Origin of the sequence: Amycolatopsis sp. NPDC001319 (genome assembly GCF_042896185.1) — a bacterium.
In the GTDB taxonomy this organism is placed as follows: domain Bacteria; phylum Actinomycetota; class Actinomycetes; order Mycobacteriales; family Pseudonocardiaceae; genus Amycolatopsis.
The window spans coordinates 825,986-842,091 of sequence record NZ_JBIAWY010000005.1; the positions used below are offsets into that span (position 1 = coordinate 825,986).

Genomic DNA, 16,106 nt, shown 5'->3' on the forward strand with positions numbered 1-16,106 from the left:
CTCAGACCTCCAGACGGGCGGCGGCCAGGACGGCGCCGGAGCGGACGAGTTCTTCGGCGGCCGCGATCTCGGGCGCCAGGTGCCGGTCGGGGCCCGGGCCCTCGACCTTCGTGCGGAGCAGGTCGCGCACCGCGCCGGTGACCGGCGACGGTTCGAGCGGCGAGCGGAAGTCGAGCGCACGGGCGGCGGTGAGCAGCTCGACCGCCAGGACGGTGGTCAGGCCGTCGACGGCCTTGCGCAGCTTGCGCGCCGCGGACCAGCCCATGGAGACGTGGTCCTCCTGCATCGCGCTGCTCGGGATGGAGTCGACCGACGCCGGCACCGCGAGCCGCTTCAGCTCGCTGACTACCGCGGCCTGCGTGTACTGCGCGATCATGTGCCCGGAGTCCACGCCCGGGTCGTGGGCGAGGAACGGCGGCAGGCCGGCCGACCGCGCTTTGTCGAGCATCCGGTCGGTGCGCCGCTCGGCAATGCTGGCGACGTCGGCGACCGGGATCGCGAGGAAGTCGAGCACGTACGCCACGGGCGCGCCGTGGAAGTTGCCGTTGGACTCGACGCGGCCGTCGGCCAGCACCACGGGATTGTCCACAGCGGACCGCAGCTCGCGGTCGGCCACGAGCTCGGCGTGGGTGAGCGTGTCCCGCGCGGCGCCGTGGACCTGCGGGGCGCACCGCAGCGAGTACGCGTCCTGCACGCGGTTGCAGTCGGGCCCGCGATGGCTTTCGACGATCTTCGAGCCCTGCAGCGCCGCGAACATCCGCGCCGCGCTGACGGCCTGGCCGGGGTGCGGCCGCAGCGCCTGCAGGTCGGCGGCGAAGGCCCGGTCGGTGCCGAGCAGTGCCTCGACGCTCATCGCCGCGGTGAGGTCCGCGACGTCCAGCAGGTTGTGCAGGTCGGCGGCCGCGAGCAGCAGCATGCCGAGCATGCCGTCGGTGCCGTTGGTGAGCGCCAGGCCTTCCTTCTCGGCCAGCACGACGGGCGCGATGCCGGCCGCTTTCAGCGCCTCGGCCGCGGGCTTGCGCGCACCCTCGTGGTCGACCTCGCCCTCCCCCATCAACGCGAGCGCGATGGCCGCCAGCGGCGCGAGGTCACCCGAGCAGCCGAGCGAGCCGTACTCGTGGACGACGGGGGTGATTCCCGCGTTGAGCAGGGCCGCAAGCGTTTGCGCCGTCTCCGGTCGCACACCGGTGTAACCGCTCGCGAGCGTGCGCAGGCGCAGCAGCATCAGCGAGCGCACGACCTCCGCCTCCACCGCCGGCCCCGCGCCCGCGGCGTGCGAGCGGATGAGGCTGCGTTGTAGCGCGGTGCGGCTCTCCACGGGGATGTGGCGCGTCGCGAGCGCACCGAAGCCCGTCGAGACGCCATACGTGGGCGAGGTCGCGTGCGCGAGGTCCTCGATGTGCTGGCGGGTGGCGGCGAGGTTCTTCTCGGCCGCCTCGGTGAGCCCGACGTGCGCGTGTCCGCGAACGACGTCGACGACGTCGGACGCGGTGATCGGCTTCGAGCCCAAGAGCACTGGTTCCGGCATGTCAGCCATTGAAACAACGATCAGCGCCCCGGCGGGAGTGCAGAGTTGGCGGTAGCGTCTGGTATCCAAGACACAGCGAGGTTGGAGCTTCGCTGCGTGGCACGAGTGTCCCGTTCGTGCCACCCGGTCGAAAGGAGCGAGGTGAGCAGTTCGGACGTGCCCGCCCTGCGCAACGGCCTCGCTGTGCTGCGGCTGCTCGCGGGCCACGCCGGACCGGTGTCCGCGGCGGCGGTCGCCAGGGACCTGTACCTGCCGCGGTCGACGACGTACCACCTGCTCAACGAGCTCGTCGCCGCCGGTTTCGTGGTCCACCTCCCGGCCGAGCGCCGCTACGGCCTCGGGATCGCCGCGTTCGAACTCGGGTCGGCGTACCTGCGCCACGACCCGCTCGAACGGCTGGCCGCGCCGCTGCTGCGCAAGCTCGTGGACCGCGTCGGGCACACCGCGCACCTGGGTGTGCTGCACGGGAACGAGTCGCTGTACCTGATCAAGGAACGGCCGCCCCGGCCGGAAACCCTGGTCACCGACGTCGGCGTGCGGCTGCCCGGGCAGCTCACGGCGTCGGGACGGGCGATCCTGAACCACCTGCCGGCCGCCCACGTCCGCGCGCTGTTCCCGATGGCGGCGTCGTTTGTGCTGCGGACCCGGCGCGGACCGGATTCGCTGGCCGCGCTGCGCCGGACGCTGGCCGCGGAACGGCGGCTGGGCTGGGCGGTCGAGGACGGTCACGTGACGGACGGGTTCGCCTCCGTCGCGGCGCCCGTGTTCGACCACGGGGCGCGGCCGATGGCGTCGATTTCCGTGACGCTGCGGCATCTCTGCCCGGACGACGGGCCGTGCGGCGAGACGTTCCCCGAGTTCGCGGCGGCCGTCGCGGAGACGGCCGCGGAGCTGACGAGCCGGATCGGCGGCACGAAGCCGCAGTGAAAAGGCCCGCTCCGCCGGGCTGGCGAAGCGGGCCTTTCGACGAGTGGATCAGCGGTGCGAAGAGATCACCATCGCCGAGGTGCCACCCCGGCGGACGGGCTCACCGGCCGCCAGGATCTTGCCGCCCGGCTTGAACTCCAGCCCGGCTGCGACACCGATGGAACTGACCTGGCTGAAGCTCTGCCCCAGCGCTTCGAGCCCCTTCGTGGTGGGCAGCGCCAGGAACGCCGGCTCCGCGTCGGACGTCTTCGCGTTGCGCTGCGACGCACGCGGCGCGGCGATCGCGTCCGGCAGGCTCATGCCGAGGTCGAGGCGGTTGACCAGGACCTGCAGCACGGTCGTGATGATCGTGGCGCCGCCCGGGGAACCGACGGCGAGCACGGGCTTGCCGTCCTTGAGCACGATCGTCGGGGACATGCTGGAGCGCGGACGCTTGCCGCCGGCCGGCAGGTTCGGGTCGGGCGCGGTGCCCTGGGTGGGGGTGAAGTTGAAGTCGGTGAGCTCGTTGTTGAGCAGGAAACCGCGGCCGGAGACCGTGATGCCGCTGCCGGCGAGCTGCTCGATCGTGTTGGTGTAGGAGACGATGTTGCCCCACTTGTCGCTGACGACGAAGTGGTTGGTGTGCTGCTCGTTGCTGTCGGACGAAGCGGCGGGTGCGATGGTGCAGCCGCCCTCGTGGGAGTAGGGGTCACCGGGCGCGACGGGGCTCTGACCGGCCTTGTTCGGGTCGATCTGGCACGCGCGCGTGGCCGCGAACTGCTTCGACAGCAGCTGCTGCTGCGGCACCTTCACGTACCGCGAGTCGCCGATGTACCGGTTGCGGTCGGCGAACGCGAGGCGGCTGGCCTCCAGGTAGTGGTGCAGCGCCTGCGTGCGGTCCATCTTGGACAGGTTGTAGTTGCCCAGGATGTTCAGCGACTCCCCGACGGTGATGCCGCCGCTGGACGACGGGGCCATGCCGTAGACGTCGTAGCCGCGGTAGTTCACGCGCGTCGGCGAACCGTCGAGCGCGCGGTAGTCGCGCAGGTCCGACAGCTCCATCGGGCCGGACATCGGCTTGATCGGCGCGCCCTTCGCGAGCGGCGGGTTCTGCACGGTCTTGACGAGGTCGCGGCCGACGGAACCGCCGTAGAACGCGCCGATGCCCTGGCGGCTGATCTGGCGGTAGGTGTCGGCGAGGTCCGGGTTGCGGAACACGGAGCCGACCTTCGGCACCTCGCCGCCCGGCAGGAACAGCGCGGCGCTGGGCGCGAAGTGCGACAGCTTGTCCTTGACCGAGGCGGTTTCCGAGGCGAACTCGGGGTTCACCACGAAGCCGCGCTCCGCCACCTGCACGGCGGGCTTGAGGTTGTCGGCGAGGCTGAACTTCCCCCAGCGTTGCAGCGCGCGCTGCCACGTGGCGAGCATCCCGGGCACGCCGACCGACCGGCCGCTCTCCACGGCGGTCTCGAAGTCGTAGGCCTTGCCGGTGGCCGGGTCGACGAACATGTCGGACCCGTCGGCCGCCGGCGTGGTCTCGCGCCCGTCGATGGTGGACACGCGCTTGGTCTTGGCGTCGTAGTAGACGAAGTACCCACCACCACCAGGCCCGGCGACGTACGGGTCGGTCACCCCGAGCGTCGAGGCCACGGCGACCGCGGCGTCGGCCGCCGTGCCGCCCTTGCGCAGGACGTCGATGCCCGCCTGCGTGGACTCGACGGTGTCCGACACGACCGCCCCGCCGTACCCCTCGGCGACCGGCTGCTTGCCCCCTTGCTGAGGCTGGGCCCCGGCCGCGGGCACCGCCACCCCCGCCGCCACCCCCACGGCCAGCAGAACGATGAGACTCCGACTCCGACGACGGCGCATTGGCACTCCCTTTCTCAGACCACCCACGGCCTTCCGGGACTCCCGACGAGGTACGGACCACACCACGCGCTCGCCGGTGAGCTTCGTGGTCGGAGGTTTACCACCCGCCGGGGTTCGACAGGAAGCTGACTTGACGCGGATTTAGGGTGGTTGCTCCGTACGCCCACTCTGCCGCGGTTTCAAACCTTTCGCAGCGGGGGCAGCAACCTGAACTCGTAGTACTTCATCGACGGGTGCACGGTCACGAAGTACCCGCGGCTGCGCGCCACCTGCTCGACGTCCGCCCGCGCCAACCCACACTCGGCCATTCGCAGGTACACCGCCGAGCGCCCGTCCAGACTCTCCGCCAGCCGTCGCACCTGCTCTTCGCCCGGCCGCACACTCCGCCGCGCCCGAACCACGACCATGCCCAACCCCGCCGCCACAGCCCCCACCATGACAACCACCCCGACCACCTCGACAACACCCCGCACGGCCCAGACCCCCACACCCGCCACCGCCCCCTCGGCCCCCACCCTCACCACCCACACCCGGCCACGCAACCCAACCCACCCGATGGGGGTCCGGGGGCCCGCCCCCGGGCGGGGTCTGGGGGTCGCACCCCCAGAAAACACCCGACACAAGAAACCGGCTCACGCTCCCAGTGAGCATGAGCCGGCCATTCTTGTGGAGGTGCCGGGAATTGAACCCGGGTCCTCTAGCGCCTTGACAGGGCTTCTCCGTGTGCAGTCCACTCTGTCTCTACTTGGCCCCTTCAGTCACGTGAACAAGCTGAAGTGACGAGCCCAGCCACTGTTTGCTTCCCAACCAGGACCCGTGGCCGGGACTGGCGGTGAGCCTCCTAGCTGATGCCGGCTACCGGGTCGGAGGCGATCCCGGGCCGACAGACTCACTCTGCTACTTAGGCAGCAAGAGCGAAGTCGCGCTGGCTATTGGCCTTGGCGCTTATTGGTTTGCGATGACGCTTGCGGTGGTCTCTCGCCTGCACCGACACGCTTCCCCTGACTCAACGTCCAGAGTCGAAACCGTTCACCCCCTTGTAGGTGCTACATAACCTGACCATCATAACGCGTGCGGCAACCTGGTTGATTCCCGGAGGCGCGGAGCCCGCCGGCGCGAGGTGGGGCTGGCCCTACCCGCAACATGCCCGCGCGCCCCATTCAGGCGAGGGCCTCCCGAAGCGATGCTGAGCAGGTCGTTCGCTTGGAGAAGGAGCCCCGCCATGGTCACCGTGTCCGCCGTGAGGAGGCGCCACCCGCCGTTGGGTCGGGCGCTGGCGTTTCTGCTGCTCAACCTGCCCCTGGGCATCGTGTCGTTCGTCCTCATCACGGTGCTGCTCTCGGCCGGCGCCGGGACGCTCGTCGTGTGGCTGGGGGTGCCGCTGCTGGGGTTGCTCGTCCTGCTGGCCCGGGGCGCTGGGCGGATGGAGCGCGCGCGGGTGTTTTCGCTGCTCGACACCTACGTGGACAGCCCGTACCTGCCGTTGCCGCCGACCGGGCAGCGGGCTCGCTGGACCCGGCGGCTGAAGGACGGTGCCACGTGGCGTGACCTCAGCTACTTCTTCCTGCTGTTCCCGGTCGGTCTCGCCGAGTTCGTGCTGGTCGTGACGTTCTGGGCGACGAGCCTGGGCTTGGTCGCGCTGCCGATCTACTACCGCTTCCTGCCCGAGGGCGCCTGGTACTTCCCGGGATACGATGTGCGGTGGCTCACCGTCGACTCGACGGTGGCCGCGCTGCCCTGGGCGGCGCTGGGGGTGCTGTTCGCCGCCCTGTCCGTGGCATTGACCAGGGGCCTGGCGGCGTTGCACGGCGGTCTCGCCGTGGCTCTGCTGCGGCCGACCGTGTCCCAGCGCCGGCGCATGGAGCGCTCGTGGCAGGAAATCGACGAGACGAGCACGGTGACCGGATGACCACGGAGCAGCAGCTGCCGGACCATCCCCGGCCGAACCCCGCGCGCACGATCGTCTACATGATCACGAGCTTCGTGTTCCGCCTGGTCCAGTTCGTGCTCATCGTGGTGGGCGCGACGGTCGGCGTCGGCACGGTCGTGGTCTGGGTCGGGTTCCCGATCCTGCTCGCGACCACGGCGTTCGTCCGCTGGTCGGGCGACGCGGAGCGCCGCTGGGCGCGCACGATGCTGCGGACGCCGCTCACGAAGGTCGAGCGGCTGCCGCTCGCGGGCCAGTCGATGACGCGCCGCTGGCTCACCCGGCTCACCGACCCGACGACGTGGCGCGACCTCGCGTACCTGATGATCGCGTTCCCGCTGGCCGTCGCGGAGCTGCCGGTGGCGATCGCGTCGATCGTGCTGCTGCCGATGGCCATCTGGGTGACGCCGTGGCTCGGCTGGCTCCACGGCAACCTCGCCCTGTCCCTCCTGGGTCCGAACCGCACGAAGAAGCTCGAAGAGAAGGCCGAGCACCTGCAGGCGTCGCGGGCCCGCGGCGTCGACGCGGCCGAGGCCGAGCGCCGGCGCATCGAGCGCGACCTGCACGACGGCGCGCAGCAGCGGCTCGTCGCCGTCGCCATGAGCCTCGGCCGGGCGAAGTCTAAGTTCGACAACGACCCCGCCGCCGTGCGCGACCTCATCGACGAGGCCCACGCCGACGCCAAACTCGCCGTCTCCGAGCTGCGCGACCTCGCCCGCGGCATCTACCCCGCCGTGCTCGGCGACCGCGGCCTCGACGCGGCGCTCTCAGCCCAGGCAGCGAAGTCGCCGATTCCGGTCGATGTCAGCGTGAACGTCGAGCCCCGCCCGCCGGCCGCGGTGGAGACCACTGCGTACTTCATCGTCGGCGAGACGCTCACCAACATCGCCAAGCACTCCGGCGCCACCGAAGCCGTCGTGAAGGTGTGGCGCAGCGAAACGCATGTGATCGTCGAGATCACTGACAACGGGCACGGCGGCGCCGAGGTGCGTCCGGGCGGCGGGCTCGCGGGCCTCGCCGACCGCGCCGCGACCATCGACGGCGTGATCACCGTGGTCAGCCCCGTCGGCGGACCGACCGTGATCCGGGCGGACCTGCCGTGCCAATGGTGACCCGCTCGTGAGTGAATAGCCCCGGAGCTTTTCTCTCACGAGCCTGGGGGCCTGATGCGAGTAGTGATCGCCGAAGACGCCGTGCTGCTGCGGGCGGGGGTCACGCGCCTGCTCGCCGACGAGGGCATCGAGACCGTCGCCGCCGTCGACAACGGGGACGACCTGCTCGGCGCGGTCACCGAACACCGGCCCGACCTCGCGATCGTCGACGTGCGCATGCCGCCCACGTTCACCGACGAAGGCCTGCGCGCCGCCCTCGCCGCGCGCACCGCCGTGCCCGGCCTGCCCGTACTGGTGCTTTCCCAGTACGTCGAGGAGAGCTATGCGGTCGAGCTGCTCTCCGGCGGCGCCGGCGGGGTCGGTTACCTGCTCAAGGAACGCGTCGCCGACGTCGCCGACTTCCTCGACGCGGTGCGCCGCGTTGCGAACGGCGGCACGGCGATCGACCCGGACGTGATCGCGCAGCTGATGGCGCGCGGGCGCCGCAACCCGCTCGACGCGCTCACCGCGCGCGAATCGGAAGTGCTGGGCCTGATGGCGCAAGGGTTGTCGAACACGGCGATCGCCAACCGGCTCGTGGTGTCGCACGGTGCCGTCGAAAAGCACATCGGCAACATCTTCTCCAAGCTCGGTCTCGAAGCCAGCTCGGAAGAACACCGGCGCGTGCGAGCGGTCCTGACGTACCTGGGCCGCTGACGGCCCGTCACCCGTATTGGCGGCAGCACGCGCGTGAGGGCCTCGCTTACCATGGACCGATGTCTGGTGAGGAGTTCCCGGTGACCGACCGCAGCGTCCGCTTCTTCGGCGGTCCGCTCGACGGCCGTGTCCAGGAGCTCACGGACGAAGAACCGGTGCCGGGCACGATCGTGCGCCACATCCACCTCCACGGCGGCCCGAAGATCGAGACGCTGTACGAGCTCGGCATGACCGAGCACGGCTGGGAGTACCGCGTGAGCGCCACGCACTCGGAACCGTCGCACTCCGAACCGGAGCCCGACGGCCTGAGGTAGGGACAACCCCCGTACCGACCACGGGCTGACCGGAGGTCGAACTCGGCGGCTCACCCCGCTGTCTCACAAGGCTTCAGCGACCAGCCTTGGAGGCATGACGACAAGCCTGCTGCGGGTCAGCACCGCGACCGGAAAACCCGGCCGCGACAAGTTCCTCGACGTGGTCCGGGCAGGCGCGATCCTGGCCGTGATCACGCAGCACTGGGTGATGCCGGTGCTCTCCTACTCCCACGGCACGCTGGCCACGGGCAACGCGCTCGCGACGCCCGGCTGGTGGGTTGTGACGTGGCTTTCGCAAGTGATGCCATTGGTCTTCTTCGCCGGCGGCGCGGCGAACCTGTTCTCCTTGCGCCGCGTGGAATCCTCCCGCGCGTGGCTCGCCGCGCGCGTCCGAAGGCTGCTGGTACCGGTGCTTCCGCTGCTGGCCGTGTGGCTCGTGGTGCCCGATCTGCTGCAGGGCATGGGAATTCCGGCTCAGCCGCTGCAGGTGGCGAGCTCGATCGCCGCGCAGCTGTTGTGGTTCCTGTCCGTCTACCTGCTCACGGTGCTGCTCACGCCGCTGATGGTCGCGGCGCACCGCCGCTGGGGCCTGTGGGTGCCGCTGGTGATGGCCGTGGCGGGCGCGCTCGTCGACGTCGCGCGGTTCGCCGACCTCGGCCTGATCGGGTACGTCAACGCGGTGTTCGTGTGGGTGGCCGTGCACCAGCTCGGTTTCGCGTACGTGGAAGGCCGGCTGGGCGAGCTGACCCGCCGTGGTGCGCTCGCGCTGTCCGCCGCCGGGTTCGGGGTCACGGCGCTGCTGGTCGCGTTCGGTCCGTACCCGGCCAGCATGATCGGCATGCCGGGCGCCCCGGTGTCGAACATGAGCCCGCCCACCGTGTTGCTGCTGTTCCTGGCCGTGGGTCAGCTCGGTCTGCTGCTCGCGTTCCGCCCGCAGCTCAACGCGCTGGCCGCGCGGCCGGGCATCGGCAGCGCGCTGAGCTGGATCGGCGCCCGGTTCATGACCGTGTACCTGTGGCACATGCCGGCCCTGATCGTCGTCTCCGGCGTGACGGTGCTCGGCCTCGGCTACGCGACGCCGGCGCCCGGTTCGGTGCTGTGGCTCGTGATGGCGCCGGCGTGGTTCGCGTTGTGTGGGGCCGTGCTGCTGGTGCTGCTGCGGCTGTTCTCCCGCTTCGAGACGCAGCGCGACGACGTGGTGGTCACCGCGCGGACGCCGCAGCTCGTGCTCGCCGGGCTGCTCGCGTCCGGTGGCCTGCTCGGGCTCGCGGCGCACGGGTTCCAGCCGTTGAGCGAAGGCTTCGCGCACGGCCCGATCCCCTGGGTCGTACTGCTCGCCGCCGGGTTCGCGCTGGCCGGCCGCCAGGTGTCGCTGACGCCGCTGCTCGGCCGGGCCGTCGCGATCACGGAGGCGGCGAAGGTCAAACGCTGAGCAGCTTCGCGGGGGTGTCGTGCAGCACGGCCCGCAGGAACGGCTCACCCAGGCGATCGTCGGCCGCCCAGCCGGCGATCGCCTGCAGCTGCGTGGCGTAGGAGTACGGGATGTTCGGGAAGTCGGTGCCCAGCACCACGCGGTCGGCGAACTCGACGAGCCGGTCGGTCCAGTCGGCAGGCAGCGGCGACATCTTCTGCACGAACGGCACGCCGACCATGGTCGTGTCGATGTGCACGCGCGGGAAGCGGGCCATCAGCTCGAACGCGCTGGTGAACTCGGGCATCGCCGCGTGGGCCAGCACGGCCGTGAGGTTCGGGTGCCGTTCGAGGACCTCGGCGAACACGTTCAGGCCCGTGAAGTCGCCGCGCAGCGGCCCGTGTCCACAGTGGACGACCACGGGCACGCCCGCGTCGGCCAGCGAACCCCACACCGGCTTCAGCAGGTCGTCCCGCGGGTCGTACGCGCCGACCTGCACGTGGGCCTTGAAGCACCGCGCACCGGCCCGCAGGGTGGCGTCCACTGAGGACGCGGCGGCCGGCTCGGGGTAGAAGGTCCCCGTGGGCACCGCTTCGGGCACCTGCTCGGCGAACTCCAGCACCCACGAGGTGAGCCACTCCGCCATGCCCGGCTTGTGCGGGTACACCAGCGGCGCGAACTGCTTCACGCCCAGCTCGCGCAGCGTCTGCACGCGCTCTTGCTCCGTGGTCCGGTAGTGCACCGGCCATTCGGTGCCGTAGTGCGTCTGCGCCTGGTCGAAGTAGGCCCAGACCTTGTCCATCACGGACTTCGGCAGGAAGTGCACGTGGATGTCGACGAGCCCGTCGAGGCCGAGGGCAGCGGTCCACCGAGCGACGTCGGCGTCCGAGGCGGGACCGAGCGTCACTCCGTGAACCGGCCCTTCAGCGCGCGGCCCATGGCCTTGCTGATGTCGCGTTCGGCATCGCGTTTGGCCAGCGTCTGGCGCTTGTCGTAGGCCTTCTTGCCCTTGGCCAGGGCGATCTCGACCTTGACCTTGCCGTCCTTGAAGTACATCGACAGCGGCACGAGCGACAGGCCGCTCTCCTTCGTCTTGCCGATCAGCTTCTCGATCTCACTGCGGTGCAGCAGCAGCTTGCGCGTGCGCCGCGGCATGTGGTTGGTCCAGGTGCCCTGCGTGTACTCCGGGATGTGCACGTTGCGCAGCCACACCTCACCGTCGTCGACGGTCGCGAACGCGTCGACCAGCGAGGCCTTGCCCTCCCGAAGGCTCTTCACCTCCGTGCCCTGCAGCACCAGTCCCGCTTCGTAGGTGTCCAGGATGGAGTAGTCGTGCCGAGCCTTGCGGTTCGACGCGATGACCTTCTGTCCACGTTCCTTGGGCATGATGTCAACTCTACGTGGTTTTCCCCGCGGGAGCCGACAGGGTTTCCCCGTGCTGCTCCCCTGGTCAGGACACCGCGCTGAGCCACCGATCCGGCGTGCCGGGCTCGTCGGCGGCGGGTGCGGGTCGCGGAAGGCCCACGCCGTGACGATTGCCTCGGCCGCCTTGGCCGGGTCGCCCGGCTGCACGCCGTCGGCGGCCGCCAGCGCGGCGCGGCTCGGACCGGTTCGAGCTGCTCGCGGTAGACCTCGCCGACCGCGCAGAACAGCAACACCCCCGGCTCGGTGAACGCCGTCCGGAACGCGCCCGGCTCCACGATCACCACGTGCACAACGGCCCGTGCGCCGAAAACGACAACGCCGCGTGGGCAGGACCGAAATCCTGCCCACGCGGCGTCGGGGCGAAGCTAGTGGCGAACGTACAGGCGGAGCGTGACGTAGCCGGTGATCGCCGAGATCACGACCGACACGGCCAGCAGGATCGGAGCCACGGGGAACAGCAGCTCCAGCGTGGTGATCTGCGGGAAGACCTCACCCGTCAGCACCGAGTCGAGGAACGTGAGCTTGGCAGCCAGCAGGAACAGGATGCCGAGCACGGCACCGACCACGCCGGCGACCACCGCCTCCAGGAGGAACGGTAGCTGTGTGTACCAGCGGGTGGCGCCCACGAGCCGCATGATGCCGACCTCCGTGCGCCGCGTGAACGCCGACACCTGGATGGTGTTCGCGATCAGCAGCAGCGCCGCGATGGCCATGATGAGCGCGATGCCGAACGCGATGTTGCGGATGCCGTTGAACACGTTGAACACGCGGTCGAGGAACTTCTTCTGGTCGTCGACCTTGCGCACGCCGGGCTTGCCCGAGTACTCGGCGATGATGGCGGCGCTGCGGTCCGGGTCCTTCAGCTTGACCTGCAGCGACGCCGGCAGCGCCTCCGGGCCGGTGAGCTCCAGCAGCTCGGGCTGGCTCGCGAAGATCTTCTTGAACCGCTCGTAGGCCTGGTCGCGGTTCTCGTACACCACGGACTCGACGCCCGGGTTGTTCTGCAGCGACTCACGCAGGCCGCTGCACAGCGGCTGCGAGCAGTTCTTGTCGTTGGCGCTGATGTCCTCGACGAGGCTGACCTGCACCTCGACCTCGGCGAGGAAGTTCGCCTTCATCTTGTCGATCGTCCGCACGGCCAGGAGGCCACCGCCGAGCATGGCGAGGGAGACCGCCGTGGTGAGGATCATCGCGATGGTCATCGTGACGTTCCGGCGCAAACCGGTGAGGACCTCGCTGAAGACGAAACTGGCACGCATCGCAGGTGTCTGTCCCTTGTTGGGTCGGGGCTGTCGGGGAAGGCGGGCGGCGGGTCGCTCAGCGACCGATGCCGTACACCCCGCGGGCGTCGTCGCGGATCACGCGGCCGAGCTGCAGCTCGACGACCCGGCGCCGCATCGAGTCCACGATGGAGTGGTCGTGGGTGGCCATCAGCACGGTCGTGCCCGTGCGGTTGATGCGCTCCAGCAGCAGCATGATGTCCTGGCTCGTGTCGGGGTCCAGGTTCCCGGTCGGCTCGTCGGCCAGCAGCACCAGCGGCCGGTTCACGAACGCGCGCGCGATCGCCACGCGCTGCTGCTCGCCACCGGAGAGCTCGTTGGGCAGGCGGTCGGCCTTGCCTTCCAGGCCCACGAGCTCCAGCACCTCCGGCACGACCTTCTTGATGGTCAGCCGCGGCTTGCCGATCACCTCGAGCGCGAACGCGACGTTCTCGGCCACCGTCTTGTTGGCCAGCAGGCGGAAGTCCTGGAAGACGCAGCCGATCGTCTGGCGCAGGCGGGGGACCCTGCGCCGAGCGAGCTTGGCGACGTCGAAGTTGGACACCATCACGCGGCCCTTGCTCGGGACCTCTTCGCGCAGCAGCAGACGCAGGAACGTCGACTTCCCGGAACCCGAAGGGCCGATGAGGAAGACGAACTCACCCTTGTCGATCTCGACCGACACCCGTTCGAGGGCAGGACGGGTCGAGGTCTTGTAGACCTTGGAAACCTCTTCGAGCCGGATCACGGTTCGGCATACTACCCATGGGCCTCGTTAAGCCCGGGTTGCCCGTGCCCCCTGAACGAGCAAGGGACCTCAGCCGTCGCCAAGCGTGGCTTTTGCCGCGCCGGACGGTAGCGGAAGTCCCTTGCCCCGGAATCGGTTCCGGGTGTCGACAGTGGATCCGGTCGCCTGTCGATGGATCAGGCGACTGTGGACTCAGCCGGACTCGGAGGTAGCCGCGCGGTTACGCGACCGCGGCCTGCTTGCGCCAGCGGATGCCGGCCTCGAGGAAGCCGTCGATCTCGCCGTCGAGCACGGCGCTCGGGTTGCCGACCTCGAAGTCGGTGCGCAGGTCCTTGACCATCTGGTACGGGTGCAGCACGTAGGAGCGCATCTGGTTGCCCCAGCTGGAGCCGCCGTCCTTGAGGGCGTCCATTTCGGCCCGTTCCTCTTCCTTCTTGCGCAGCATCAGGCGGGCCTGCAGGACCTTCAGCGCCGCGGCCTTGTTCTGCAGCTGCGACTTCTCGTTCTGGCAGGAGACGACGATGCCGGTCGGCAGGTGCGTGATGCGCACCGCGGAGTCGGTGGTGTTCACGCTCTGTCCACCGGGGCCTGACGAGCGGTACACGTCGACGCGGATGTCCTTCTCCGCGATGTCGACGTGGTCGACCTCCTCGACCTCCGGCAGCACCTCGACGTGGGCGAAGGACGTCTGGCGGCGGCTCTGGTTGTCGAACGGCGAGATCCGCACCAGGCGGTGGGTGCCCTGCTCGACCGAGAGGGTGCCGTAGACGTAGGGGGCGCTCACCTTGAACGTCGCCGACTTGATGCCCGCCTCTTCGGCGTAGGAGATGTCGTAGACGTCGGTGGGGTAGCCGTGGCGCTCGGCCCAGCGCAGGTACATGCGCAGCAGCATCTCGGCCCAGTCGGCCGCGTCGACGCCGCCGGCTTCCGCGCGGATGGTGACGACGGCGTTGCGGTCGTCGTACTCACCGGACAGCAGCGTGCGGACCTCGAGCGCGTCGACGTCCTTGCCGAGGTCGGTGAGGTCGCCCTCCGCCTCCTGCATGCTGCCGGCGTCGCCCTCGGCCTCGGCCAGCTCGTAGAGCACGCCCAGGTCGTCGAGGCGCGACCGCAGGTCGGACACGCGACGCAGCTCGCTCTGGCGGTGCGAGAGCTGGCTGGTGACCTTCTGCGCCTCCTCCGGGTTGTCCCAGAGGGTGGGGCTGGAGGCCTGCTGCTCGAGCTCCGCGACCTGCGCACGCAGCGCATCGAGGTCCATCACCGACTCGATCTGCGTCAGCTTGCCGGTCAGGTCCTTGAGGGCCGCATCGAACTCATCACTCACGTTTACCAAGGTTACGGCAAAACCCACGACCGGTTGCGAACCGGTCGTGGGCTGTGGCGTGGGTCAGGCCGACGGGATGGCGTCGAGCAGCTTCAGGGCGGCCTTGGCCTGCGCCTGAGCGAACTCGGCGACGGCCTTGGCGTAGGGGCCGTCGGCCGCCTTGGTGGCCGCCTTGGCCTCGTCGAGCTGCACCTGGTAGGTGCCGCGAGCGGTCTCGAGCAGAGCGGTGCGCTGCTTCGCCGTGAGCGAACCGGCGTGCACGAGCCGCAGGATGAGCGGGCTGCGCAGGTGGTCGGGACCGGCCTCGGACGTCAGCCACGTCTTGAAGGCCTTCTTGCCGGCCGCGGTGAGCACGTACTGCTGGCTCGAGCGCGGACCCTGCTTGCCCAGCCGGACGAGGCCCTCCTTGGACAACGCCGGGAGCTCGCGGTAGACCTGGCTGCGGGTGACACTGAAGAAGGCGCCGAAGCGCTCGTCGGCTCCCGCGACCAGCTGCCCGCCCGTGGCGGGACCGTCGTGGAGGAGACCGAGCAGAGCGGCGGCTGTTGCATTCAATTCGGACACACCTCTACGTTCCCACTTCTTCGGCGGTATGTCCACAGTGGCCTCGGGATCTGTCCATTGTGGCTAGTGTTATCCCCTCGTTCGGCCCAATCCGGAAGCAGGTCCACTGTGGACCTGGACACGCTCCGCAACCGCGGGGGCGCTTCTTCCGGCGCAAAACGACCAAGGACTGCGAGCGCAACCACCACCCGAGCGAACCAGCAGGTCAGGACACGAAAAAGCCCGGCCTGCGCTGTGCGCAAACCGGGCTTTTCGACAGTAGCGGGGACAGGATTTGAACCTGCGACCTCTGGGTTATGAGCCCAGCGAGCTACCGAGCTGCTCCACCCCGCGTCGTTGTGTTTATAAGATTACACGGGGGTTCAACGCGTTTTCACCCACCCCCACTTAAGGCCTTTGTGGTGCCTCGACCTGCGACGATGACCCGTCGAGCCACTGGCGGGCGCCGGCGAGCACGATGGCCAGCCCGTCGGAAAATCCGGCTTCGGGGTCGGCCAGCACGGCCGCACCCGCGTCTTCCGGCCCGTAGCGCTCGTCGCGTTGACCACGCACCGGATACACGGCCTGCTCTTCGATGGTGAAGCCGATCACGAAGCTGTAAACGGCGAAGTGCGCCCGGGCGGCGCGCACCGGGTCGCTCCGCTCCTGCAGCGGCGGTGGCCCGACCAGGCTCGTGTCCGTGAGGAACGTGCCGGAGAAGACCTTCGCGCCGTCGCGGTAGGCCAGCAGTGTGTCGCGCAGGCTCCTGGCCTGGTGCTCCAGGCGCTGCCATTCGTCGAGCCCGTCCGGCGGCACGCGCTCGCCCGCGGCGTCGGCGAGCATCTGCGTGGCCATCTCGTCGAGCAGTTCCTGCTTGTTCTTGACGTGCCAGTAGAGCGCCGGCGCCTTCACGCCGAGGTCGCCGGCGATCAGGCGCAGCGTCAGCCCGTTGAGGCCCACCTCGTTGAGCAGGCGCAGTCCCGAACGCGCAATGTCCCGCCTGGTCAGGGCCACGGTTACCTCCTTGACAATTTAACGATGTTA

At 69.8% G+C, this 16,106-nt stretch carries 16 protein-coding genes, 1 tRNA gene and 1 other RNA gene; 6 read left to right on the forward strand and 12 right to left on the reverse strand.

The features are described from left to right. Position 1: 1 nt before the first annotated feature. Positions 2-1,528, reverse strand: coding sequence for a histidine ammonia-lyase (gene hutH / locus ACFY1H_RS23050; RefSeq protein WP_386949283.1), 1,527 nt, complete (start codon positions 1,526-1,528; stop codon positions 2-4). A 141-nt stretch (positions 1,529-1,669) separates the two neighbouring features. On the opposite strand from hutH, the gene ACFY1H_RS23055 reads away from it, so the two are divergent. Continuing rightward, positions 1,670-2,455: an IclR family transcriptional regulator gene (locus ACFY1H_RS23055; protein ID WP_386949286.1), complete on the forward strand. Its 786-nt coding sequence runs from the start codon at positions 1,670-1,672 to the stop codon at positions 2,453-2,455. Positions 2,456-2,503: 48 nt separating this feature from the next. Here ACFY1H_RS23055 and ggt read toward each other — a convergent pair whose 3' ends face one another. The 3 genes from ggt to ssrA form a co-directional block, all read right to left on the reverse strand. Then, complete coding sequence (gene ggt, locus ACFY1H_RS23060) at positions 2,504-4,303, reverse strand: gamma-glutamyltransferase (protein WP_386949289.1); 1,800 nt, start codon at positions 4,301-4,303, stop codon at positions 2,504-2,506. A gap of 179 nt (positions 4,304-4,482) precedes the next feature. After that, complete coding sequence (locus tag ACFY1H_RS23065) at positions 4,483-4,740, reverse strand: hypothetical protein (RefSeq protein WP_366584511.1); 258 nt, start codon at positions 4,738-4,740, stop codon at positions 4,483-4,485. Between the two features lie 227 nt (positions 4,741-4,967). After that, positions 4,968-5,340: a transfer-messenger RNA gene (gene ssrA / locus ACFY1H_RS23070) on the reverse strand. Between the two features lie 185 nt (positions 5,341-5,525). Between ssrA and ACFY1H_RS23075 the strand changes: the two genes are divergently transcribed. The 5 genes from ACFY1H_RS23075 (at position 5,526) to ACFY1H_RS23095 (ending at position 9,784) form a co-directional block, all read left to right on the forward strand. Further along, entirely contained in the window at positions 5,526-6,212 is a 687-nt protein-coding gene (locus tag ACFY1H_RS23075; protein ID WP_366584513.1) for a sensor domain-containing protein, read from the forward strand. Beyond that, positions 6,209-7,342 (forward strand): sensor domain-containing protein, encoded by a 1,134-nt coding sequence (locus tag ACFY1H_RS23080; protein ID WP_366584515.1) that lies wholly within the window; start codon positions 6,209-6,211, stop codon positions 7,340-7,342. The genes ACFY1H_RS23075 and ACFY1H_RS23080 overlap by 4 nt, the downstream gene beginning before the upstream one ends. A 54-nt stretch (positions 7,343-7,396) precedes the next feature. Then, positions 7,397-8,038: a response regulator transcription factor gene (locus ACFY1H_RS23085; RefSeq protein WP_366584517.1), complete on the forward strand. Its 642-nt coding sequence runs from the start codon at positions 7,397-7,399 to the stop codon at positions 8,036-8,038. 59 nt (positions 8,039-8,097) lie between these two features. After that, entirely contained in the window at positions 8,098-8,352 is a 255-nt protein-coding gene (locus ACFY1H_RS23090; RefSeq protein WP_386949294.1) for a hypothetical protein, read from the forward strand. 94 nt (positions 8,353-8,446) lie between these two features. Continuing rightward, positions 8,447-9,784, forward strand: a complete 1,338-nt coding sequence (locus ACFY1H_RS23095; protein ID WP_386949296.1) for an acyltransferase — start codon at positions 8,447-8,449, stop codon at positions 9,782-9,784. Here ACFY1H_RS23095 and ACFY1H_RS23100 read toward each other — a convergent pair. From ACFY1H_RS23100 to ACFY1H_RS23135, 8 genes are all read right to left on the reverse strand, one after another. Next, positions 9,774-10,670 carry an amidohydrolase family protein gene (locus ACFY1H_RS23100; RefSeq protein WP_366584521.1) on the reverse strand — a complete coding sequence of 299 codons (897 nt, stop codon included), beginning with the start codon at positions 10,668-10,670 and terminating at the stop codon, positions 9,774-9,776. The two genes, ACFY1H_RS23095 and ACFY1H_RS23100, sit on opposite strands and share 11 nt — an antisense overlap. After that, positions 10,667-11,149 (reverse strand): SsrA-binding protein SmpB, encoded by a 483-nt coding sequence (gene smpB / locus ACFY1H_RS23105; protein WP_360604843.1) that lies wholly within the window; start codon positions 11,147-11,149, stop codon positions 10,667-10,669. The genes ACFY1H_RS23100 and smpB overlap by 4 nt, the downstream gene beginning before the upstream one ends. A 404-nt stretch (positions 11,150-11,553) precedes the next feature. Beyond that, positions 11,554-12,447: a permease-like cell division protein FtsX gene (gene ftsX / locus ACFY1H_RS23110; protein WP_366584523.1), complete on the reverse strand. Its 894-nt coding sequence runs from the start codon at positions 12,445-12,447 to the stop codon at positions 11,554-11,556. Positions 12,448-12,505: 58 nt separating this feature from the next. After that, complete coding sequence (ftsE, locus tag ACFY1H_RS23115; RefSeq protein WP_220246574.1) at positions 12,506-13,195, reverse strand: cell division ATP-binding protein FtsE; 690 nt, start codon at positions 13,193-13,195, stop codon at positions 12,506-12,508. A 220-nt stretch (positions 13,196-13,415) separates the two neighbouring features. After that, entirely contained in the window at positions 13,416-14,519 is a 1,104-nt protein-coding gene (gene prfB / locus ACFY1H_RS23120; RefSeq protein ID WP_366584525.1) for a peptide chain release factor 2, read from the reverse strand. 63 nt (positions 14,520-14,582) lie between these two features. Next, positions 14,583-15,083: a PadR family transcriptional regulator gene (locus ACFY1H_RS23125; protein ID WP_285970170.1), complete on the reverse strand. Its 501-nt coding sequence runs from the start codon at positions 15,081-15,083 to the stop codon at positions 14,583-14,585. 259 nt (positions 15,084-15,342) lie between these two features. Next, positions 15,343-15,416: transfer RNA gene (locus ACFY1H_RS23130), tRNA-Met, on the reverse strand. A gap of 54 nt (positions 15,417-15,470) precedes the next feature. Beyond that, the gene (locus ACFY1H_RS23135) at positions 15,471-16,076 is read right to left on the reverse strand and encodes a TetR/AcrR family transcriptional regulator C-terminal domain-containing protein (RefSeq protein WP_386949304.1); all 606 of its coding nucleotides are present in this window, start codon (positions 16,074-16,076) and stop codon (positions 15,471-15,473) included. Positions 16,077-16,106: the final 30 nt, after the last annotated feature.